The organism is Streptomyces sp. NPDC052301 (assembly GCF_044593395.1).
Classification (GTDB): domain Bacteria; phylum Actinomycetota; class Actinomycetes; order Streptomycetales; family Streptomycetaceae; genus Streptomyces.
The window spans coordinates 144,189-165,184 of sequence record NZ_JBIUBE010000017.1; the positions used below are offsets into that span (position 1 = coordinate 144,189).

Annotated in this window: 16 protein-coding genes and 6 pseudogenes; 11 read left to right on the forward strand and 11 right to left on the reverse strand. The window is 68.0% G+C overall.

The window, feature by feature from the left end:
• Nucleotides 1-893: 893 nt before the first annotated feature.
• A pseudogene (gene tpg / locus ACIHEJ_RS35245) lies at nt 894-1,124 on the reverse strand (telomere-protecting terminal protein Tpg); the annotation flags it as partial.
• 36 nt (nt 1,125-1,160) lie between these two features.
• On the opposite strand from tpg, the pseudogene ACIHEJ_RS35250 reads away from it, so the two are divergent.
• Nucleotides 1,161-1,772, forward strand: a pseudogene (locus ACIHEJ_RS35250) (MFS transporter); the annotation flags it as partial.
• A gap of 599 nt (nt 1,773-2,371) precedes the next feature.
• Nucleotides 2,372-2,857 carry a hypothetical protein gene (locus tag ACIHEJ_RS35255; RefSeq protein ID WP_400141680.1) on the forward strand — a complete coding sequence of 162 codons (486 nt, stop codon included), beginning with the start codon at nt 2,372-2,374 and terminating at the stop codon, nt 2,855-2,857.
• Between the two features lie 270 nt (nt 2,858-3,127).
• Here ACIHEJ_RS35255 and ACIHEJ_RS35260 read toward each other — a convergent pair whose 3' ends face one another.
• The 5 genes and pseudogenes from ACIHEJ_RS35260 to ACIHEJ_RS35280 all read right to left on the reverse strand — a co-directional run.
• The gene (locus ACIHEJ_RS35260; RefSeq protein ID WP_400141681.1) at nt 3,128-4,921 is read right to left on the reverse strand and encodes an NACHT domain-containing protein; all 1,794 of its coding nucleotides are present in this window, start codon (nt 4,919-4,921) and stop codon (nt 3,128-3,130) included.
• A gap of 8 nt (nt 4,922-4,929) precedes the next feature.
• Complete coding sequence (locus tag ACIHEJ_RS35265) at nt 4,930-5,211, reverse strand: NACHT domain-containing protein (protein ID WP_400141682.1); 282 nt, start codon at nt 5,209-5,211, stop codon at nt 4,930-4,932.
• On the reverse strand, nt 5,195-5,578 hold the full coding sequence (locus ACIHEJ_RS35270) for an NACHT domain-containing protein (protein WP_400141683.1): 384 nt from the start codon (nt 5,576-5,578) through the stop codon (nt 5,195-5,197). Before ACIHEJ_RS35270 ends, ACIHEJ_RS35265 begins: the two co-directional genes overlap by 17 nt.
• Nucleotides 5,579-5,612: 34 nt before the next feature.
• A complete protein-coding gene (locus ACIHEJ_RS35275) occupies nt 5,613-5,735 on the reverse strand; it encodes a hypothetical protein (RefSeq protein ID WP_400141714.1) in 123 nt (40 codons plus the stop codon).
• Between the two features lie 51 nt (nt 5,736-5,786).
• Nucleotides 5,787-5,948 (reverse strand): annotated as a pseudogene (locus ACIHEJ_RS35280) (hypothetical protein); the annotation flags it as partial.
• A 163-nt stretch (nt 5,949-6,111) separates the two neighbouring features.
• On the opposite strand from ACIHEJ_RS35280, the gene ACIHEJ_RS35285 reads away from it, so the two are divergent.
• Nucleotides 6,112-6,867 (forward strand): hypothetical protein, encoded by a 756-nt coding sequence (locus ACIHEJ_RS35285; protein ID WP_400141684.1) that lies wholly within the window; start codon nt 6,112-6,114, stop codon nt 6,865-6,867.
• Between the two features lie 127 nt (nt 6,868-6,994).
• On the opposite strand, the gene ACIHEJ_RS35290 is transcribed toward ACIHEJ_RS35285, so the two are convergent.
• Nucleotides 6,995-7,803 (reverse strand): IS5 family transposase gene (locus ACIHEJ_RS35290; protein WP_400141685.1). Its coding sequence is split into 2 segments (ribosomal slippage): nt 6,995-7,453 and nt 7,456-7,803, totalling 807 coding nucleotides; the frame shifts between segments, so codons are not numbered across the junction.
• Between the two features lie 116 nt (nt 7,804-7,919).
• On the opposite strand from ACIHEJ_RS35290, the pseudogene ACIHEJ_RS35295 reads away from it, so the two are divergent.
• Nucleotides 7,920-8,416 (forward strand): annotated as a pseudogene (locus ACIHEJ_RS35295) (IS1380 family transposase); the annotation flags it as partial.
• Nucleotides 8,417-8,480: 64 nt separating this feature from the next.
• Nucleotides 8,481-10,223, forward strand: coding sequence for a serine/threonine-protein kinase (locus ACIHEJ_RS35300; protein ID WP_400141686.1), 1,743 nt, complete (start codon nt 8,481-8,483; stop codon nt 10,221-10,223).
• 723 nt (nt 10,224-10,946) lie between these two features.
• Here ACIHEJ_RS35300 and ACIHEJ_RS35305 read toward each other — a convergent pair.
• Nucleotides 10,947-11,096 carry a hypothetical protein gene (locus tag ACIHEJ_RS35305; RefSeq protein ID WP_400141687.1) on the reverse strand — a complete coding sequence of 50 codons (150 nt, stop codon included), beginning with the start codon at nt 11,094-11,096 and terminating at the stop codon, nt 10,947-10,949.
• A gap of 535 nt (nt 11,097-11,631) precedes the next feature.
• Here ACIHEJ_RS35305 and ACIHEJ_RS35310 point away from each other — a divergent pair.
• Nucleotides 11,632-12,318 (forward strand): annotated as a pseudogene (locus ACIHEJ_RS35310) (alpha/beta fold hydrolase); the annotation flags it as partial.
• Nucleotides 12,319-12,336: 18 nt separating this feature from the next.
• Here the strand turns inward: ACIHEJ_RS35310 and ACIHEJ_RS35315 are convergent.
• Nucleotides 12,337-12,588 carry a hypothetical protein gene (locus ACIHEJ_RS35315; RefSeq protein ID WP_400141715.1) on the reverse strand — a complete coding sequence of 84 codons (252 nt, stop codon included), beginning with the start codon at nt 12,586-12,588 and terminating at the stop codon, nt 12,337-12,339.
• Between the two features lie 52 nt (nt 12,589-12,640).
• Between ACIHEJ_RS35315 and ACIHEJ_RS35320 the strand changes: the two are divergent.
• The 4 genes and pseudogenes from ACIHEJ_RS35320 to ACIHEJ_RS35335 all read left to right on the forward strand — a co-directional run.
• Nucleotides 12,641-12,724, forward strand: a pseudogene (locus tag ACIHEJ_RS35320) (IS5/IS1182 family transposase); the annotation flags it as partial.
• Nucleotides 12,725-12,974: 250 nt separating this feature from the next.
• The gene (locus ACIHEJ_RS35325) at nt 12,975-14,738 is read left to right on the forward strand and encodes a S8 family serine peptidase (RefSeq protein ID WP_400141688.1); all 1,764 of its coding nucleotides are present in this window, start codon (nt 12,975-12,977) and stop codon (nt 14,736-14,738) included.
• 18 nt (nt 14,739-14,756) lie between these two features.
• Nucleotides 14,757-15,710: a hypothetical protein gene (locus ACIHEJ_RS35330; RefSeq protein ID WP_400141689.1), complete on the forward strand. Its 954-nt coding sequence runs from the start codon at nt 14,757-14,759 to the stop codon at nt 15,708-15,710.
• A gap of 521 nt (nt 15,711-16,231) precedes the next feature.
• Nucleotides 16,232-16,579, forward strand: a complete 348-nt coding sequence (locus tag ACIHEJ_RS35335) for a hypothetical protein (protein WP_400141690.1) — start codon at nt 16,232-16,234, stop codon at nt 16,577-16,579.
• A 70-nt stretch (nt 16,580-16,649) separates the two neighbouring features.
• Here the strand turns inward: ACIHEJ_RS35335 and ACIHEJ_RS35340 are convergent, their stop codons facing one another.
• Both ACIHEJ_RS35340 and ACIHEJ_RS35345 read right to left on the reverse strand, forming a co-directional pair.
• The gene (locus ACIHEJ_RS35340; RefSeq protein WP_400141691.1) at nt 16,650-18,347 is read right to left on the reverse strand and encodes a purine-cytosine permease family protein; all 1,698 of its coding nucleotides are present in this window, start codon (nt 18,345-18,347) and stop codon (nt 16,650-16,652) included.
• 348 nt (nt 18,348-18,695) lie between these two features.
• Entirely contained in the window at nt 18,696-18,956 is a 261-nt protein-coding gene (locus tag ACIHEJ_RS35345) for a SpoIIE family protein phosphatase (RefSeq protein ID WP_400141692.1), read from the reverse strand.
• A 732-nt stretch (nt 18,957-19,688) separates the two neighbouring features.
• Here ACIHEJ_RS35345 and ACIHEJ_RS35350 point away from each other — a divergent pair.
• Nucleotides 19,689-20,714: a tyrosine-type recombinase/integrase gene (locus ACIHEJ_RS35350; RefSeq protein WP_400141693.1), complete on the forward strand. Its 1,026-nt coding sequence runs from the start codon at nt 19,689-19,691 to the stop codon at nt 20,712-20,714.
• Nucleotides 20,715-20,996: the final 282 nt, after the last annotated feature.

Consider the following 20,996-nt stretch of genomic DNA (forward strand, 5'->3'; position numbering starts at 1 on the left):
GTGGGACCGGCGCGCAGCACCGGCCGCCCGTCTTCATCAGCCCAGGAGGGTTCGCAACGCGGCCTCGTAGTCGCAGATGCCCCACTCGCCCGTGTCGTTATCAGCCCGGGAAGGTTCGCAACGCGAGGACGCCGGGAACGGCCCAGGTGAGCTCGCCGGTCGTTATCAGCCCAGGAGGGTTCGCAACTTATAGCAGGCTGGCCGTGCCGCAGACACACCCGCCGCCAGTACGGCAGATACCGCACCGCCCGCACCGCCTCCCCGGTGCGCCGCGCGGTGCACAGCCGGCACCCGAACGCGGCCGGCCCCGCTGCCGTGCCCGCCGCCCGCCATCGCGCCTGCGGCGCACCGACCTCCGGCCCGGTGCTGATCTTCCGATCGTCCACAGTGAACCCCAGTAGTGCCCGCGCCAGCGCTTCCAGTCCCATTCCGCACAGCTCGGCGAGCACCCCCCCCGGCCCTCGTTGAGCACCACCTCCGCATCGGCCCGCACCACCGCTCGCGTGCCAGGGGAGTTGCGGCATGTCCACAGCCGCAGCACGCCCGCGGCCCGGTGGATCAGCGACGCTGTCAGCTCCCCGGCCAGCGGCACGGTCCGTAACGCCCCTGCTGCCACAGCTCTCCTCACGCGTGACAGGGCGCCGGTCACTTGCCGCGCCGCCCGCGGCCGAAGCGTGCGGGCTGCGTCGGCTGGGCTGCCCATCCTGGGTGTATGTCCCCGATCTGGTCCAGCTGTCGGTGGAGGACGCGCGGTCCATTTGACAGGGGAGTTGCCGCGGGCATGGAATTGTCGCGGGCGGTCCTGTCACCAGTGCAACGGGCGGCCCCTGAACGCAGTCCCGGCGAGGCGCCGCTGCTGCGCACCGTTTGGTGCGGTGGCGTGCCAGCCCGACCTACAGCTCGAATTCGAGGTCGATCAGGTCGGTGAGTTCGACTTCGAGGCCGTGGGCGCGGTGGCCGTTGTCGCGGAAGTAGATCTCGCCCAGGGCCTCGGCGGCGATCTGGCGGAGCTGGTCCTCGGTGAGACCGGCCTCCTGGGCCTGGAAGAGACGGGCGGCCTGCTGTAGGGGCAGGGCGAGGGTGAGGTGACGCACGCGGGCGTCGTCGGTGCTGCCGGGGGCGGCGCGCGTCCGGCCACCACCCCGGTCGAGGAGGCGGACGAACGGCCCGCACCGCGGATGCACATCCTGCTGGCCGCCAACGTGGTCTACGTCTTCTGCCTCAACGTCCCCGAAATAGCGCTTCCGTTGGTCCTGGTGACGCAGTTGCACGCATCCCCGGTGTGGTCGGCGGCCATCTTCGTCGCCAACACGGTGCTGGTGGTCACCCTGCAGGTTCCGGTGACCGTCCTGATGTCCCGCATCTCCCGGCACACCGCGCTGGCTCTCGCCGGCGTGGTACTCACCGCGTCGTACGTCGGCTTCCTCGCGGCCGGTTCACAGGGGCCCGGCCGGGGTGCTCCGGCCCTCGCCGCGGTGTCCGTGATCTGCACCATCGGCGAGATCATCTATGCCGGGAGTGCCACCGCACTCGTCACCCACCTGGCCCCGGCCCGGGCTCTGGGACGTGCCCTCACCCGCTTCCAACTGTCCACGGGCCTCGGTCTCGCCGTCTCCCCGGCGGTCATCACCTCTCTCGCGCCGCACGGCCCGGCCGCCCTCTGGGGCAGCCTCGCCGCAGCCACACTCCTCTCCGCCTCCGCCATCGCCACCGAGAAGAACCGGCAGACCCCGCTCAGCGGTTACTGCCGCCAGGCGCGAGCGAACTCGTGAGTTCGGCAGACGTTGCTCCTCGGGGCCGACCGGTCCGGTGAGCGCGGCCTCGATGGCGTCGCCTGTCATTTCGATGACCAATCTTCCGGCGGGAATGCGTCATGGTGCCAACGTCGAACACGCCGCCGATATGGGGACGATGCACCCTGATACCGCGAGACGGTCGACCGGACCCTGGTGTCCACGAGCAGTTACCGTCGGAGGCCGGGAACTCAGGCGACCGATCGCTGGAACGGATCGGTGGGGACGATCCCGGCCTCGTCGAAGAGCTTCTCCAACGCCTCGTGTCCGTGTCGTCCGCGGAACTCGATCTCGGCGGTCGTCACGGGCAGTGTTCACAGGATGCGGGCGTGTCCCCGGGGAAGCGGACACTCGGGCACCACCTCCCGCCGCCCTGGCCCGAGATCGTAGTCGACGACCTCCACGGAGTGCCCTTCGAAGAACGCCCGGACGTGTGACTCGACGGCCTCGGCGGCCGGCATCCTCGCAACACTCACCGCGCCATCATCCCAGACCCTGATCGGCCGCCCGGAGTGGCATGTCAGGGTGGACGCCTCCAGGATTGAAGCGGAGAAGAACCATCCTGGAAGGGTTTAATTGTGCCCAAGCAAGTCGTAGACCTCCCCGTTGGTGGCTACGGAGACCACGAGACCGAATTCAAGGCATTGTTCGATTCTTTGAATTCGAGACTACAGAATTTGATCTTCGATGAGGTGGTGACTCCGGCAGCATCAGCGGAGGCCGCATCGACCGGTCAGTTCTGCGCGATCATGGTCCTCGGCCATTCGGACCGCGTGGACACTCCCGGACTCACTTCTGAGCAGCGTCGCGCCGACGAGCTGGCTGCCAGTACGAGTCGTGCCGAGAGCGCCAGAGACTGGCTTTTCGATCAGATCGCCGAACTCGTGGTGGCGCAAGGAGGCGTCGTCCCGGCCGACATTTCCTCCCTGCAGAGCGTTTCTCTGGCGACCGCGGCATGTGGCTCCGCCGACCTGATTCACCTCACTCCGTCGAGCCCGGACGAGCGAGCCGAGAACCGTCGAGTGCATTTCTTCGTCTCCACTTTCTCACCCGGTTCACCCTGAGTGCCCAGGCGTGGCCGCCGCTGCCGTGCCCGGTGGCGTGGGTCCTGCCCGCTCGTTCCGACCGTCCTGCGGGTAGCCGCACAGGTTACGGGTGACCAGTTCGCCGGAGCGGCCGCGGGCGTGTTCGCCGGGGCCGCCTTCTTCGCGCCCGGGCGGCGCGAGACCGTCGCCGGCCGGGACGTCGCCGCCGGGGCGGGGTGGTGTCTACGCCCGCGGGCGCAGGGACGAAGGGATGTTCGCGGGCGGCCCCGTTGGGCAGGGGCGGGATGCTCACTCTCGGGGGTTGAGTCGTTCGGGCGGGAGGTGTTCGCGGCCCGTGGCGTTGGTGGTGTCGTTGATGTGGACGGTGAGCTTGTCCAGATCGGCGAGTGGGGCCAGGTCGATGGGTCCTTTGCAGTCCCACAGATGAAGGCGGGTCAGGTGGGGAAGTTCCTTGAGGGGGGCGAGGCTGGAAGCCCTGGTGCAGCCACGCAGAGTGAGGCTGGTCAGTTCCTGGTGGCGCTGCACGATGGTGAGGTCGAGGGCCGACTGTTCTTCGATGAGGAGGCTTTCGAGGCGGAGCGGAGAGGTCAGGCGGCTCAGCTGCGCGCCTTGGGCATCGCCCACGATCATCAGCAAATTGAGCGATGGCCAGTGGTCCACTCCGTCGAGCGTGATGTCCTGGCTCTTCTTGGTGAATACCAGGCCGGTGAGGCTGGGGCCGGCGGGGATGTCCGCAGCGCGGGTGGCGTCGGCAGGGAAGCCGAGGGTCAGATGGTCCAGAGCGGGCATGTCGGCCAGAGGGGCGAGAGACATACCGCGTGCAAGGTCGTGGAGGTAGAGCTTCTGCAGGCTGAGGCCGCGTAGGGGCTCGAGATCCTGGACCGCTGGGCAGCGCATGATCACGAAGGTGGTGAGGCTGGGTAGCTGCGACAGAGGAGACAGGTCGCGTAGCGAACGGTCTCCGTCGAGGCCCAGGTATTCCAGCCCGTCACGCTGGAGTATCTCGGGCGGGAAGCCCTGGAAGCCTTCCAACCAGATGCGCTTCAACTGCGGCAGACGTGGCAGTTCGGCAAGCTGCGCGGCGGTGCTCACGAAGGCTTGGACCTCGGGCGTAACAGTGCGTAGCACTTGGTCCGCGTACTCCCTGGCGTTGAAGGACGTCCATGCTCTGGTGAGTTCACTGGCCACCGCCGACCGGGAGTCCGTGCGGAACCGCGCGATCACGGCGAGAGCGGCGTCTCCTCCGATCAGGCCTGCAGTCTTCACGACGGCGCTCGCTGCGGCGCTGTCCAGTCCCTCGGGGCCGGGAAGCAGTTCCAGCACCAGCTCGCCTGCCTTGGCGAGTTGCTCGGCCTCGGCAGCGGAGCGTGGGGGGACCAATTCGGCTGCCCGGTGCTGCACTTCCTGCCGCACGCCGGGGTCGAGTTCGGGCGCATGTTCGAGGCTTGCTGCAGCAAGGAGTACCAGCCGTTGCCGGTAGCGCGGTGTTCTGTCCGCCCGGCGCAGCAATTGCCGCAGCAGCCGCGTCCGTTCCTCCATGCGCGCGTGCCCGACTGCCATGCGTACGACGTCGTCCCACTGGTCGTCGTGGGCGTTGCGGACCAAGACGCCGAAATCGCGTGCCTCGATCGCCGCTTTCGCGCCCAGATAGTCCTGGAAGGAGCGGTGCACGAAGTCGACATAGCCGGGGAGCGGTTCGCGTAGCAGACCGCTGCGGATCAGCAGATGCGAGAAGACCTGGCTGGCATCGCCCTGCTCCCGTATCTGCGGCATCGTGGCCAGCCACTCGTCCAGCATCGTGACCGCCTCCTCCCGGGCCGCCTCCGCTTGACCGTTGCGGATCATCCAGTACGCCAGTCGCTGAAGCGGCACTGTCTGTTCGTCCCGGGAGAGGGCGACCCCCTCCATGGAGGTGATTTCCCGCTCGGTGTCGCGGCGGACCAGCAGCATGTCCAGAGCCGCGTCGTACAGCTCCTTGCGAGCTCGGGGGAGGTGCATGCGGCGGTCGTGGTTGAGCGCGCACAGCAGGGCGCACATCAGCGGGTTGGTCGACAGCCGCCCCAGGTCGCGGCGCGTCGACACCGCATGGTTCAGGCTCGCCTCAACCGCTCCAGTGACTCGCGCTCGGCGTCCGCGATGCACTCCCGGCGAACCGCGTCGTGCCAGTGCCGGACGAACGCCCGGATGTCATCCCGTCCCATCGGCAGCAGCGTGTGCGTCGTGAAGCCCTGCTCCGCCAGCCAGTCCTCGGGCACGGCGGACGGCCGAGTGGTCACGACATACCGCGCCCCCGGAAACACGGTGATCAGCCCCTTCAGCCACTGCTCCGTGCGGCTGCGCAGCCTCGGCGGCACCTCATCGACACCGTCCACGAGCACCAGCGCCCGCCCGCCCGCCTCCGAGGAGCTCCTCGGCCCACCTTTCAGGAGCGCGCAATGGCACGCCGGAGGCTGACAGGAAGTCCTCCGGCATGGGCAGCCCGTAGGGCGTGTTGAAGGACCTCAGCCGCAACAAAAACGGCACGTACCGGTTGAGATCCGCCAGCTCCGGGCCGAAGCTCTGCCGTGCCGCATTCAGCGCCAGCCACTGCACCAGCGTCGACTTCCCCGACCCGGCCGGTCCCCGCAGCACCAGCCGGTCGCAGCCGGCGAGAGCCTGCTCCACCTTCACCGAGGTTCGCGTGGCTTCCGGGACACCGAGCGCTTCGTGGTGAGGCTCATGAGCGCGCTCGTCCTCCACCGCCAGGCTGATGTAGGCGGTATCCAGCGGCCATTCAGCGCGGCGCCGGCCGCCCAGGGGTGACCCCGAACAGCTCTAGACGCGCATGCGTCCCGGCGACGAAGTCCGCGTACTGCTCCTCGAAACCGAGCGCGGCCTGCCCGCCCGCTCCCGTCACGGGCCGTTCCCGTAACAGTGCCCCGGTCCGCCGCGTGTGCTCCACCGCCGCCCGCGCCGCAAACGTCGGGTGAGTCGTGAGCTGCTCCACCAGGTGCACACAGCAAGGATGCGGAGGAGGAGTTGTGAGGCGCGGGCGAAGGAGGTACGGCCTTGTGGGGGGAGGTGGGAGCGGGCTGAGGTGACTGGTTTCCTCAGCCAAGAACGGTCGCATGCGCTCGGGAGCTGGACAGCGTCCGACCAGCGGTGTCCTTGATCAGGCCGGTCCGGCGGCGGATCAGGTCAACCAGCAAAGTGCCGAACTTCTCCACTTCCCGGGCCGAACCCCTTCTTTTCTCGATGCCTTACGGCACAATACTGCCGGGGGAGGACCGCTGATGAGTATCGCTTTGAAGCAGAACGATTTCGAACGGCTGGTCGGAATTCACGGCGGCATGCCGGACTTTCGTACCGTGCAAGGGCGCATGGACTTTGTGACGCATGTGTTCGCCGGGACTCCGCGCCGCCACGACCTGATCGCCTCGCTCAACGTGGACGGTACTCCACGGGCCGTCGCGGTCCGGTTCGTGGACCGTCTGCAGGCCTTCGGCCAGGACGAGCCCGGGCGTGAGACCCTGGGCGTCCTTGTCAACAAGATGCTCTCCTATCTCGGCGGCACCGAAGACGCCCGCTACCTGAGGGAGTTGATGACCCGCTACCCCTTCCACACCAGACCGACCGCCGACCGGGGGGCACCGGATGACTGGGCCGGCCAGGAGTCGCCGGACCAGGTCACCGAGAAGATCATCGGTGAGAACACCCTCCGGGACATCGCCCTGCTGGAAGTCGCCCTGGAAGCGGCACGGGCCGTCAGTCGTGTGAAGACGCCCGTGAGCGTGGGCTGGAGAACGGGCCGGGAAGGGGGATGCGCCAGCGCAGCCGCATGGCATGTCCTTTCGATCAGTTCGTGGCTACTTGCCGATGCGCGACGGCCGAGCCTCACCGCGTGGCCCCGGCGCTCCTCAGTTCACCCCACGTACATAGGTGATCGTTTGGGACCCAGTGGTCGAGATGGTGCGGTTCAGGATCGCCGCTGTTCCAGCAGTACCAGTAGCCCTCGATCTCGTCGTCGGGCAGCGAGGGGTTATCGATGACGAACGGGACGGCCGGGGTGCTGGCCGTGGGCTTCGGCTCCGAAGGCGCCCTCCCCGTCTCGGTCACACGGGCCACAACGGCGCCGATCACGATGACGGCGCCTGCTACACCAACTAAGACGCCATTTCACTTGGTCAGTCTGCGGTGACATATGAGAGTTGCGGCGATGGCGGTGAAGGCGAGGAAGTGTTCCGGCTTGCGTTCGTAGCGGCGGTGCAGGCGTCGGCAGCCGGACAGCCAGGACACGGTCCGCTCCACGACCCAGCGGTGTCGGCCCAGGTGCCGAGATGACTCGATGCCTTTGCGGGCCAGGCGATGCCGAATGCCACGGGAAGCGAGCCATCGGCGCAGGTGGCGGTAGTCATAGCCCTTGTCACCGTGCAGCTTCCCGGGGCGCCTGCGCCGTGGGCCACGACGGGAGCGGATGGGCGGGATGCCACGGACCAGGGGGATGAGGGCCTGGCTGTCGTGGAGGTTGGCGGCGGAGATGCCGATCGACAGGGGCAGTCCCTGGCGGTCGACGATGAGGTGGATTTTCGATCCCTTCTTGCCGCGGTCGGTCGGATTCGGTCCCGTCAGCTGCCCCCTTTGAGGGCCCGGACGCTGACGGAGTCGATCGCGCACCGCGACCAGTCCAGCTCGCCCCGGGCGCCGAGTTCGTCCAGGACCAGGCGGTGGAGTTTGGCCCACACCCTGGCCTCGGTCCACTCGGTGAACCGCCGAAAGGCGGTGATCCCGGACAGGCCGAAGCCTGGCGGGAGTTGATTCCAGGTGCAGCCCGAGGTGGCCACGAAGATGATCGCCGCCAGCACCTCGCGGTCCCCGCGCCGACGATGTCCTCCGCCTTGCGGTCGGGCCGGCGCCGGCGGCACCACCCGCTGAAACAACGTCCACAGCTCTTCCGGCGCCATCCGCTCGACAAGCGCAGCAGTCATCACCCCAGACTGCCGCAAGATCACGCCAACTGAAATGGCGTCTTAGCCTCACTTGGAGTCCGGTCCGGATCATGGGCGTGAACGCGGAAGTGCCTTCTGAGCTGGGACGGTGAGCCGTGTCGAGGGGTTCTGTCGGTCCAGGTGAAGGCACTTTCCACGTGCAGGGTATCGGTTCGCGTCCCAAACTCCGTGTTTCTGCCGACGGTGCGGGGGTGGTCGGTTACGCCGGTGCACGGCTACTGGCTGATCTGGCTGATGCCACCAGGCTGACCAGCTCGTACTCCACCGCGCTGAGGCCACTTCGACCACGCGGTACCGGTCATGACCCGGGCCGGATCGCCACCGACCTCGCGGTCATGCTCGCCGACGGCGGCGAGGCGATTGCGGATCCGGCCGTGCTGCGGGACCAGAGCGAAGTGTTCGGCCCCGTCGCCTCTACACGGACTGCCTGGCGGCTGCCGGCCACCGTCGACGAACGCGTACTGGACCGTCTGCGCTCAGCCCGGGCCCGGGCCCGGGCCCGGCCCGGGAAGTGGCCTGGCGTCAGGCATCCGAGACCCGCTGCGGCATAGCGGCGGCGAAAGCCGGCGGACGGGAAGTGCCCGGCCTGGTCGGCCCGGAGGTGTTGGAGCCACCTGCGCGGGGCCGTGTCACTGGTATCTCGTAGGCTTCCGGCCATGAGCGACGGGGAATCCGGCAGACGGGTCATAGACGGGCGCTTCGAGCTGGAGGCGCGGCTCGGTGGCGGCGGCATGGGCTTGGTATGGCGAGCGCGCGATCTGGTCCTGGACCGGGCCGTGGCGCTCAAGGAGGTGCGGCCGCCCGATCCGGGTCTGGCCGAATACGACCCGCAGGGCGCGGCGATGCTCAGAGCCCGGGTACTGCGCGAGGCACGGGCACTCGCCCGTGTCGACCACGCCAATGTGGTGACCATCCACCACGTGGTGGACGGCGGGGAGCACACTTACCCGTGGCTCGTCATGGAGTTGGTGACCGGCGGATCGCTCCAGGACAGGCTCGGGAAGGGGCCGATGCCGCCCGTCGAGGCCGCCCGGCTCGGCCGCGAGGTGCTGGCCGCGCTGCGCGCCGCGCACGAGGTGGGCATCCAGCACCGGGATGTGAAGCCCGCCAACGTTCTGATGAGGCCCGACGGACGTCCCGTCCTCACCGACTTCGGTATCGCGGCCATCAGGGAGTCGACCGCCCTGACCGCGACCGGGTCCGTCATCGGCACGCCCGATTACATGGCGCCCGAGCGTATCTCCGGCGGCGAGGGCGGCCCGGGCTCCGACCTGTGGTCGCTGGCGATGATGCTGTATGTCGCGGTCGAGGGGCATCATCCGCTGCGCAGGGGAACCACGCTCGCGACGCTCGCGGCCCTTCTGAGCGAGGAGCTTCCGCCGCCCGTCCAGGCCGGGGTGCTGACTGGCTTCCTGAACGCCGTGCTCGTCAAGGACCCGGCTGGCCGGGCTGACGCGGAGGCCGCTGACCGGATGCTCGCGGAAGCGGCCGAAGGCAGGGATACGGCTCCGACTGCTCCGCACGGGGCGGCCGGGGCCACCTCGTACAGGCTGGCACCTCCGCCGGGGCCGACACCCACACCCTCCGCACCGGCCGGGTTCGGGCCGCCTTCGGGCTTCGGGCCGCAGACGGGCTTCGGACCGTCATCTCCGCACGACGCGGTGCCCGGCCTCATCGGGCCGCCGGCCCCCTACCCGATGGGCCCCACACGGCCGACGCCGCCGCGGCCGGGCGGTCGTGCGAAGAGCCGGATCGCGATCGTCTCGTCCGTCGTGGGGACCGTGCTGGCAGGAGTCCTGGTGTGGACTCTGCTACCGCAGGGAGGCGACAAGGAAGGGGGAAAGGCCGCCAATTCACCTGGCTCGTCCTCGACCAGGACGACGGACCCCACTCCCACACCGCCGAGAGCGTCCCCTTCGGCGTCGGCGCCGCAGGCCGATGCGAAGACCGGCCTGCTCACCCCGGACGGCATCCGGACGGCGGTGAAGGAGATCAAGGCCGCGACCGGCACGGACCGGGCGTGCGACTTCACCGTCTATCCGGACTACGTGTCCGCGGAAATCATGGTCAAGGGCAGCGACACCAAGTACGACAGCTACACCTACCGACCGGGCCAGGGCGTCGAGAAAGGCATCATCAGCAGCGCCCTCATCGGCGGCGAACGCCCTTTCAGCCTGGGCAACTTCGACTGGGATGTCCTTCCCGCCCTGCTGAAACGGGCGGAAAAAGACCTGAACGTGAAGCGGCCGACCATGCGCTACGTCCTGGTCCGCCCAGCCGACACCACGTTCAGCACTCCGCTGGGACTGGCCGTCTATCTCGCCGACGACCACGTCACCGGCTATCTGAACGCCGACCTGAAGGGCAAGGTAACCCGGGTGATGCCGGCCCAGGACTGACCAACGCCGCCCGACTCTTGACCAAGGAGGCCGCCCGCAAGGCCGCCGGCGGCACCGACTGGCTATGTTCAGCAGTTTCGACAGCACAGGTCGCCAAGGCCGGCGGCCCCGGTGACGCCTCCGCGAGCGCCTGGACTACCTCGCGAACCGAACGCAACGCGGCCCGCAACGTCGTTCATGATTAAACCGCCGTCGCTACTGGCGGTCACGTCGACCAGCTGCACGGCGTCGACGTACAGGGGCGCTGCGGTCCGAGCGTCCACGGCCGCGTGCAGCGCGCGCTTCCGGGACGCGCGAAGGGCTGGCCCGGAAACCGTTGGTCCGAATCGACAAGTAGGCAAAGCTCATGATCTTTCCTCTGGGTGGGGGTGAGGGGTGAGGGGCGAGGAAGAGAGCTGGGAAAGGGCGGAGGTTCTACTGGAACCACTCCAGGGCCGCGGAGCGCTGGGCCTCGTCGGGAAGTCGGTCAGCTCCCACGGCACCGTCACCGCCGGAGTTGAATTCGGGCCTTCGCTGCACAGGAGGCCCGCTGGGGCGCTGCTGCGGCCGAGGGCGCTCGGCGCCTCGGTGAGTTCGTGGCCGTCTGCTGGGCGATGCGGTGCTGCGGCGGACTGCTCACCACCAGCGTGGCGAGGCTGTCGTCGCTGAGACAGCACAGATGGAGCATGGTTCGTCCTCGGATCGCTTGAGGCACGCCGGGGAAGGGGTGCGTTCGTTCGCCTGTCAGGCGAGGTGCTCGCGGAACCAGGCGCGGGCGGCGCCGCTCGCCTGATCGAACTGGCTGGTGTACGGGTCGAAGTGGCCGCCAGGGATCAGCTGCAGCCGCTTGGGCTCAAGGGCACGTTCGTAGGCGGCGAGCGCCAGGTCGGTCACGGTCGGCGCCGGAATGCCCCATGTGCAGCAACGCCGGCACGGTATCTTGGCTGCGTGCTGGGCCTGGAGGGGCAGGCGGTTGAGCTGGTCGTTGCTGGGCGGGAGGGTACCGGGTCAGGGGTGTGCAGACAGGTGTGGCGACTCCGATGAGTGCGACCAGGCCGTTACCGCCGATGGGTGGGGCGAGTTTGGACAAGTTGTGGGCAAGCCAGACGTTGCCGGACCGGTCGAGCTGGATGGCGGTGAGGTGCTGGATGGAGCTGCTGCGACAGCCAGGGGCGGCGTCAGCAGGGAGCCCGAGCGGTTACACCGACTGCCGCACCGATTTCACCCGATTGCACTGGGTGAGCTGGCCGGCCATCGCCCCCACAGACCTGGACGCCCCCCCCTGAAAACCCACAACCCGCCCCGCAAGGGCCTGGCGGCACTCATGCAGGATGCAAGGCGTGCGGCACGCCCGCCGAGGACGGAAACCTGCGGTGCCACGGACACGTGAAGCTGATTGCGGTACAGCCTGACGGCAGGCGAGAACAGAATGAGTGCGGTCCATGGCATACGACGCCACAGACGGCGTCTCCACGGTGCGGCAGCCGGATTCGCCGTCGCCGTCCTGTGCGCGGTTCCGGCAGCACCGGCTGCAGCGGAAGGCGGGGCAGGCAGCGTCAAGCCCACCATCGTGCTGGTACACGGTGCCTTCGCCGACGGGTCCAGCTGGAACGGGGTGATCACGCGCCTGCAGCAGGCGGGGTATCCGGTCATCGCTCCGGCGAACCCGCTGCGTGGACTGGCCAGTGACGCGGAGTACATCCACAGCGTGCTGAAGAGCGTGCACGGACCGGTCGTCCTCGTCGGTCACTCATACGGCGGCTCCGTGATCAGCGAAGCTGCTGTCGGTGATGCCCATGTCAAGACGTTGGTCTACGTTGCTGCCTTCACCCCCGTAGGGGGAGAGTTCTCTGGAGCTGTCCAACAAGTTCCCCGGGAGCACTCTCGGACCCACCCTCAAGAACGTGTCCTTCCCCCTTCCCGGCGGGGGCACCGGCATCGACCAGTACATCAAGGCCGACAAGTTCCACCACCAGTTCGCCGCCGACGTGCCCAGATCGGTGACCACCTCATGGCCGCCACCCAGCGTCCCGTGGCCGCCTCGGCGCTGCAGGAGAAGGCCACCAAGGCCGCCTGGAAGACTATCCCTTCCTGGACTCTGATAACGACCCAGGACCGCAACATCCCGCTGGCCTCACAACGCTTCATGGCCCAGCTGTGCCCATGCACACACCGTCGAGGTCAAAGCGTCCCACGCCGTCGCGGTATCCCAGCCGGGCGCGGTCACCCGCCTGATCGAGCAGGCCTCCCAGGCCACCGGCACCACGACAACCGCGGCCGATCCTTCCGGCCCGACCCTCGCGAACACCGGCTCAAGACGGCAGACCACGCACGCCATCACCCTTGCCGGCGTAGCCGCCGTGGCGGTGGCCACAGGTTCGGCCATCGTGCTCCTGGGCCGCCGGGGGCGATCGGAGAACAACGGTACGCTGTAGGCCATTGCAGCGTCGGAGCCTTCAGGAATAGCCCCGTTCACCGGGCCGAGCCCACGTCAGTTCGGCAATCTGATCACCGCGCTGCGGGCCGCTGACCGGGGTCTCCAGGCGGGGCGGTCGACGGTATCCGGTAGGTGGTGTTGTACGGCACGCATGCACGCCGTGCGCGGCCGGCACTTCGGCCCGGTCGCCGGACCCGGAAACCGCACCTCCTTTGCGCCCCGCATCGTTGGCGGAGCCGTCCACCGACATCACCAGCGTGTCATCACCGAACGCACCCTCGAACGGGATACGTTTGCGCCGTTCGTGAGCGTCGGTAGTGGCATACCTCCGAAGGGTGCGCGAGACGGTGACGCGGGTAGATGACAAGCACGCCCAGCTGTTGGCGTCCGGTCTGAACCTGGGCGCTCCCGTGGGGCCGGAGGAGGCCCTGTACGACGGGGGCGCCATGCGCCCCTACGAGTTCGGTCGGATCCTGTTCCATCCCCGGAACGGCGAGGCATTCGAACTGCACGGCTTGATCCTAACCACCTACCTGGACCTCGGCGCGGAGTACAGCGGTCTCGGCTATCCGGTCACCGACGAGATCGACGACGCAGCCGTCCCGTTCGGGCGCATGAACGTGTTCGAGCAGGGATCGCTGCGCTTCGATCCCGCTGTCGGCGTGACGCAGGAACTGTTCGAACGCGAGCTTGTGCCTTCGGTGACGGTGAAGGTGGTCGACGGCACCTTCGTACCGCTCGGTCCGGGCGGTGCCCTCACTCTCACCGATTTCGCGAACGCGGTGGTCGGGCCGGGGTTCGAAGCGGTGATCGCGGTGATCGACTCGCTACTGCCGAACCTGCGGCTGCGCCGCGTCTTCGACACACACACCAGCGACGAGATCCAGGTGATGATCGACGAGGCCCGCACTGCGGACCCGGACTACCTGGCACCCGACTTCAACAACTTCCTCGCGATCGACTGCCCGCCAGGATTCGACACCGACGGACTGGCCGCGGTGTTGTCCCAGCTGACCGGCACCGTGGAATTCGCGTACACCACGCCGCTGGCGTCCGACCCTGTCGTCGGCACCCCGAACCCGCTGTTCAACCAGCAGGGCTATCTGCGACCGGCGCTCGACGGAATCGGCGTGCAGGCGGCGTGGGCGAAAGGTGCCGACGGCTCCGGCTTGCAGTTCATCGACGTCGAACAGGGCTGGTTCCTCGGCCACCAGGACCTGCCAGCCGGGATCCAGCTGCTCGGCGGACACAACATCGCCAAGAGTTTCCCGCACGGTGCCGCCGTGCTCGGCGAGGTGATCGGCACCGACAACACCGTCGGAATCTGCGGCATCGCGCCAGCCGCGTCCACTCGGGTGATGTCGTACAACCAGACGAATCCGCCGTTCAACTCCTTCCAGAGCCGCCAGGAGATCGCCAATGCGGTGATGGTCGCTCAGGCGCAGCTGCGACTCGGTGACGTCCTGCTGCTGGAGGCCCAGATCGCGGCGACCATCGGCGGCACCAACCACTTTGTCCCGGTCGAGACCGACCCCGCGGTGTTCGCCGCGATCCGGCTCGCGACCGCGCGCGGGGTGAGCGTCATCGAGGCGGCCGGGAACAACGGCGCCCCGCTCGACCAGTTCGTCAATCCGCAGGGCCATCGGATGCTCAACCGACAGAGCCCGGACTTCCAGGACTCTGGAGCGATCGTGGTCGGCGGCGGCTCCTCCGCGCCCCCGCACGGGAGGCTGGCCGCCCCAAATCCGGTGACCAATGGGGTGGTGAGCAGCTTCGGTACTCGTATCGACTGCTATTCCTGGGTGGAAAACGTGGTGACCTGCGGCAACCCCACGGCACCGACTAAGGTGGACGGCTATTGGACCGCACCGCCGTTCGGAGGGACCTCGGCGGCGGCACCGGTGATCGCTGGCGTCTGCTTGTTGGTGCAGGGCCTGTTCCAGACCCTCAACCCGGCGACCGGGTCGCCGGGGAGGATCTCCGCGCGACGGATGCGCAGCGTGCTGACTCGCCCGCTCAACAGCAGCGCGGGGGCTTCGGGCGCCTTCATCGGGGTGATGCCCGACCTGCACAAGTTGATCGCCAACGAGTTCGTCTAGACCGGCAGGAGTACCCACATGCCCGCGGACGAGGTACCGGCCGAGATGGCGGCCGCGCTCAACGAAGCCGCCTTCGGCCTACTGCAGCTTGAAGGTGTGAACGGCATCGACGTCGGGGTCGATGAGGCCGACGAATACACGCTGCGACTTCTGGTGAACAATCCGGACGACCCACCCGGGGGGCTGCCGGACTCCATCGGGGGATTCGCGTACATTCTCGTCGCCGGCACACCGCAACTGGAGCAGGCCGGGATTCCGGACCAGAAGACCTACGGCATGCCGGGCAGCGATCCGATCATGGGCGGAATCCAGCTCGGACCCGCGGCGATTATGGGCGGAAACGTCCACGCGGGCACGCTCGGTTGCGTGTTCCTCGACCCGGCAGGGTTGCCGGTCGCGGTCAGCAATGCCCACGTCATCTGCGGTGCGGTCGGTGATGCGATCCAGCAGCCGGCGCCGCAGACCGATCCGGCACCGACGATCGAACGGCTCGGCTCGCTCCACCAGTGTCTGGCGCCTGACACCCCATCACTGTTCCCCGGCGGTCTCGTCTCCGGCTTCTTCGACGCCGCGCTGTGCTCGGTCGACGGCACGCGTACGGCGGAGGTCGGACGGATCGCGGACATCGGTGTCGCGACCGCCATCTCCTCGCCGCGGATCGGTTCGGTCGTCCGTAAACGCGGGTATCGCACCGGGGTGTCGCACGGGGTGGTCGAGGGCACGCTCGGCGCCTACAAGGCACACAACCACGACGGCAGCGAGCGCTGGATGCTGCTCGGCCAGGTGTCGATCGTGATGATCCCCGACCTCGGGCTGAATCCGCAGGGGGTATGGTCGCGGTCCGGGGACTCCGGGTCGGTGGTGGTGAACGAGAGCAACGAGATCGTCGCCCTGCACTGGGGTGGCGACGGGATGCGCGGCTACGCAACGGATTTCGCCCCGATCGCGGTCGCGTTCGGGCTCGGGCTGTAGGCGGGCACTGTGGCGATCTTCGGCAAGCCCGGGGCCAGTTACGTGGGATCGGCGGGCGTAGCCAGTTCTGCGGGAGTCACAACAAGACCTTCCTGGACAGAAGGTGTTTCGGAGACGGCGAAGAATTCCTGGCGGAATCCTCCGAGATTGCCGGGTCGGCCCACATCGAGTACGGCAAACAGGTGTGCCCACGTGCGCGCTCCGTTCCGTCTGTGTGCCCGCCCGCAGGGAGTCACCGCGTCCTCGTACCGGCTCCGGTCCCCGACCACTGTCGCTGCCGTGTTGCATCCCGCCATCGCAGCATCGTGGGGCCGCCCACCGCGCTTCCCCCTCTGAGCGGCCCCACACCGGCGCGTGACATCCACCGCGACCAGCGCTTTTGTCGAGCGCTGCGATTTCCAGACGGATTGCGAAGAGGCCGCCGCCCACTCGGTAGTCCGCGGTGGAGCTGCGCTCCGACGCCTCCAGCGTGACCAGTCGGCTCGCGGAGCACCAGACCGGGTCGAGGGCAAGGACAGCAGATGACGACAGCCCCAGACGACGCACCAGCCCCAACCGGACAGGACAGCAACAGCGACAGTGCGGATGCGGCCGCGCCACCGGCGGCCGCGGGTATCGCCGAGACCGTGGGCCGGGTCCTCGCGATGGCCGCCGCCGCAGCGAGCCCCTCGCGGCCCGGCGATGCCGCAGAGATCGAGGCCATCACCGACGCGATGATCCGGCTCCTGGTGGGGACGCCGCTGCGCTCCGACGGCCAGCTGGCCATCAAGTCACTCGCCCAGGAAGCCGACCTCCCCAAAGGGCTGACCGACGCATGCCCGTTCGAAGCACTGTACGCCCGCGACGCTGAAGCAGATCTGACCGACTGACGACGTCGGCTCCGGCCCACGTCGAATAACGTGAACCGGAGCCAAACGGGACACGGGAAGGTGATGGTGGTCAGTCCACGGACCGCACGGTGGGCATGGCGAGGGCGACCGGTCCCGTGCCGGAGCCGCTCTTGCAGGAGTCGTGGCAGTCCTTCTCCAGGCTGCAGCACAGTGAGCAGATCGCCCCGGCGTGGAAGTGGCAGTTCGCCACGTCCGGCCGCTCGAAGTCGGTCGTGCACACGGTGCAGGTCAGCATGGCCGCGGAGGGCAGGCCGTCCGCCCCGAGCAGCGGCTCCTCCAGGTCGTCGACGCGGGCGATGTAGTACTTGCCCTTCGTGAGCACCGCGAACAGCGGTGAGAGGACCATCGCGAGGAACAGGGCGATGAAGGGGGAGTATGCCTTGCCGTAGTCTCCGAACGCCTCGAAGTAGGCCGCGATGGAGACGGCCGAGGCGATGAGCATCGATCCGAAGCCGACCGGGTTGAAGTTGTACAGGTGCGCGCGCTTGAACTCGATGTACGAGGGACTGAGCTTCAGCGGTTTGTTGATGACGAGGTCGGCGACGACTGCGCCGATCCAGGCGATGGCGACGTTGGAGTAGAAGCCGAGGACGGTGTTGAGGAAGCCGAAGACGCCGCCCTCCATCAGGGCCAGCGCGATGCCGACATTGAGGAAGATGTAGACGACCCGGCCGGGGTGGCGGTGGGTGAGGCGGGAGAAGAAGTTCGACCAGGACAGCGAACCGGAGTATGCGTTCGTCGAGTTGATCTTTATCTGGGACAGGATCACGAAGAAAGTGGCCAGGCCCAGGGCGACGGGTGCGGCGAGGGTCTTGAAACCGTGGACGTACTGCTGGATGGGCTCGTTGGCCTTGGACAGGCCCACGCTGCCGGCGATGTAGAAGGCGAGGAAGGCCCCGCCGATCTGCTTGGCCGCGCCGAGCACCACCCAGCCCGGGCCGGCGGAGAGGACGGCCCCCCACCACTTCCTGCTGTTCTCGGGCGTCTTGTCGGGCATGAAGCGCAGGTAGTCGACCTGCTCGCCGATCTGCGCGATCAGCGACAGGGCCACGCCCGCGCCCGCGCCGACGCCTAGCATGCTGATGCTCGAGCCTGTGGGGGAGTTGCCGGCGAAGTGCGTGAACTGCGAGAACTCGTCCGGCTCCTGGATGGCGATGGACACGAACGGCGCGACCATCAGCACCAGCCACACCGGCTGCGTCCACACCTGCATCTTCGACAGCGCCGTCATGCCGTAGATGACCAGCGGCAGGATGATCAGCGAGCAGATCAGATAGCCGACGGCGAGCGGGATGTGCAGCCCCAGTTCCAGCGCCTGGGCCATGATCGAGCCCTCGAGGGCGAAGAAGATGAAGGTGAAGCTGGCGTAGATGACCGAGGTGAGCGTGGATCCGAGGTAGCCGAAGCCGGCGCCCCGGGTCAGCAGGTCCATGTCGATGGAGTACTTCGCCGAGTAGTACGAGATCGGGATGCCGGTCAGGAAGATGACGACCGCGGCGGCGAGGATCGCGATCATCGCGGAGGAGAAGCCGTTGGAGATGGCGATCGAGCCGCCGATGGCGAAGTCGGCGAGGTAGGCGATGCCACCGAGTGCCGTGGTGGCCACCACGTAGGGGGTCCAGCGGCGGAAGGACTTCGGCGCGTAGCGCAGGGAGTAGTCCTCCAATGTGTCGTTCTGCGCCCAGTTGTTGTACGTCCGTCCGCCCGTACTCGCCGGCGGTGCTTCCTTGTCGACGATCTCCGTCACGACATTCCCTCTTCCCAGCACTGGGGACGACCCGGGCGACCCCGGGTGATTGCACGGAAGAGTCACGCCGCACTGTTTCTTGAACGTTTCGCTCCCTTTAAGGGAAAAGTCTTTAACGGGCCTTTATTCGATGCGCGTAGATAGCACGCCAGCAGGAGCGAAACCGCGTGGGCCGGGGTGCCCGTCCATGGGCGACTGGTCGCCGCCTGCAGCCTCGATGTCCCGGCAGCATCAGCGTCCTGACCCGCTCGCGCCCAGCGACGCACCTGCCCAATCGTTGGGCAGCAGAGCCTGTGGGAGCCGTCGCAGTCGACCAGCAGCGCCGCCAGCCTGACGCGTCCTCACGGATCAGGGATGCGTCCGTTGCGGCGCGTCACTGCCGTTGGTCGTCGGGCGGATGAGCAAGAGGGCGATGTCGTCATGGCGGGCGACGCCCCGTTCGGCGTGTCGGATGAGGGCGTCGGCGATGTCGTCCAGGTCCTGGCCCTGGGCCTGTGCGAGGTGCTGGGCCAGGTCGTGGGTGGTGTGGTCGATGTCGGTGCCTGGATTTTCCACAAGTCCGTCGGTGTACAGGGCGAGGACGCAGCCCGAGATCCTTCTCAGCGCCAACCGCTGCCCCGCTGATCCCCGACGTCGAAAACGCTCTGACCTGCGGAAGTGGAGGGTCGTGGTGGGTTTCCCGCTAATCCCCGTTTAGTTTGCGGCATTGAGGACGACTCAGAGCGACGGTGCCCTAAGGGACCGTCAGGAACCGGGCCCAATAGGGCAGTAGCCGCTGGAGCCCTTCCTGTGGGGCGGTCCGGCGAGCAGAAGTGCCAGAGGTGTGCGGCAGACCCGTCTCGCCCAGACCGCCGGTCTAACCGATGTCCAGCAGGAGATCCTCTCCACCGTCCGCAACCTTGAATTGATCACGGTGGGTCTGAATCACCCGTCGGTAAGTTGATGGCAGGTAGAAGGCCATGATTCAGGGAGATCTGAGGAATCTTCAGGCCGTTGGGTAGTCCAGGCGCGAAAGTGCCAGAGGTGTGCGGAGTTCGCCCTGCCCGTCCTCGCGGTGCACGGCGACCCCAACGACCATCTCGCGACGTATCGCTGAAACCTTCACCACGAACACGACACGACAGGCCTGTGATGAGTGCAGGTGGAAGGCTGGCTAGGCACATCGACCTTGCAGCCATTGTCGCCCTTTTCCTGGGTGGTGTGGCTGTCTACTTCGCCTACCGGGACCCCAAGCTCGGTGTAGCCATCGGTGTCGGTGCAGCAGTGATCACGCTGCTCTGGCTGTTGTTGGGTATGTAGGGGCCCAGGGCGGGGGGCGTCGGCAAGAAGCTGAAGGGGGTCATGCAACGGGAGGAAGCCCGGCTCCTTCCCCGCTACGGCTTCCCGTCCGAGATGTTGAGCGAGAGGTCGCGCAGAGGCGTAATCCAGCTGGACCCGTTCGGCTGGCTCCACCGCTCGCAGCTGGGCACCAGTACTCCAGAGTTTTGGTGGATCACCTTCAGGAACTTCGTGGTGAAGTCCCGGGAGTGGGCCCCGTTCGGGACCTACACGGACGGGAATTCCCTTCGCGTCGCCGTCGCCCACGCCGCCGCCGGACTGGCCAAGCCCTCCACCGTCGGCGCCCGCCGGGTCCTCAAAGGACACGAGGCCGAACGTAAGAAGAGCACGGACTTCCGCCGCCGGCCCCGCCGGGCCGCCGCCGCCACCCCGCCCGTCCTGCGGAAGATGGTAACCGCCACCGACACCACCACCGCCATCGGCCGCCGCGACGTCGCCATCCTGCTCCTGGGCTTCGCCCTCGCCGCCCGCCGCTCCGAACTTCGCCTGCTCGACTGGGCTGACCTCGAGGAGGTCGAGGAGGGCCTGGCCGTCCAGATCTGGCGCCCGAAGGTCAACCACGAGGGCCCGCTCGGCGTGCCCTACGGATCCAACCCGGCGACCTGCCCCGTCCGCGCCCTGCGTGCCTGGCGCCAGTACCTGACCGACCACGGACACCAGGCCGCAGGCCCCCTGTTCGTGCGCATCGACCGGCACAGCCGCATCGCCCACCCCATGCACCGCAACGGCCAACCGATCGGCGACCCCACCGGCCGGATCACCGGCGAAGGCATCGGCGACGCCATCACCCGCGCCGCCACCCGCGCCCAACTCACCGCCCCCACCGAGCTCCTGCCCGACCTCCCACCCCGCTGGAGCGGACACAGCCTGCGCCGCGGCTTCGCCACCGCCGCCAAACAAGCCGGCAAAGACCTCATCGAGACCGCCCGCCACGGCGGCTGGGTCGACGGCTCGAAGTCCCTCGCCGGCTACTTCGAACAGGCCGGGATGTGGGACGAGACCAACCCGCTCTACGGCATCGGCCTCTGAAAGAAGGCGGGATCAGGAGCCACGCTCTGCAGAGACCCGCGGGCATGTAGTCGCGATCGGAGTCTTTGAAGGCGTCGTTGTTGGGCACTGGAGGCCGTCACTGAAGTGTCCTGTCTGTTCGACACCGCGCTCCGCACCCGTCGTCCCATCCTCGCCTTCGCCGCGCGTGCCTGCGCCCCGAGCCACCTTGGTCTTTGGAGGAGATGCGCCCCCCGGGGGGCCCGGGGGGGGGGGCGGGGGGGGGGGGGGGGCCCCCAGCCCCCACCCGGTTTAGTTTTTGTA

Bases quoted from the DNA above. Each gene is read 5' to 3' on its own strand.
- ACIHEJ_RS35285 (WP_400141684.1), top strand. From the start codon at position 6,112: ATGAGTATCGCTTTGAAGCAGAACGATTTCGAACGGCTGGTCGGAATT.
- ACIHEJ_RS35300 (WP_400141686.1), top strand. From the start codon at position 8,481: ATGAGCGACGGGGAATCCGGCAGACGGGTCATAGACGGGCGCTTCGAG.
- ACIHEJ_RS35315 (WP_400141715.1), bottom strand. From the start codon at position 12,588: ATGGCCGAACCTGTGGCCACCGCCACGGCGGCTACGCCGGCAAGGGTG.
- ACIHEJ_RS35330 (WP_400141689.1), top strand. From the start codon at position 14,757: ATGCCCGCGGACGAGGTACCGGCCGAGATGGCGGCCGCGCTCAACGAA.
- ACIHEJ_RS35335 (WP_400141690.1), top strand. From the start codon at position 16,232: ATGACGACAGCCCCAGACGACGCACCAGCCCCAACCGGACAGGACAGC.
- ACIHEJ_RS35350 (WP_400141693.1), top strand. From the start codon at position 19,689: ATGCAACGGGAGGAAGCCCGGCTCCTTCCCCGCTACGGCTTCCCGTCC.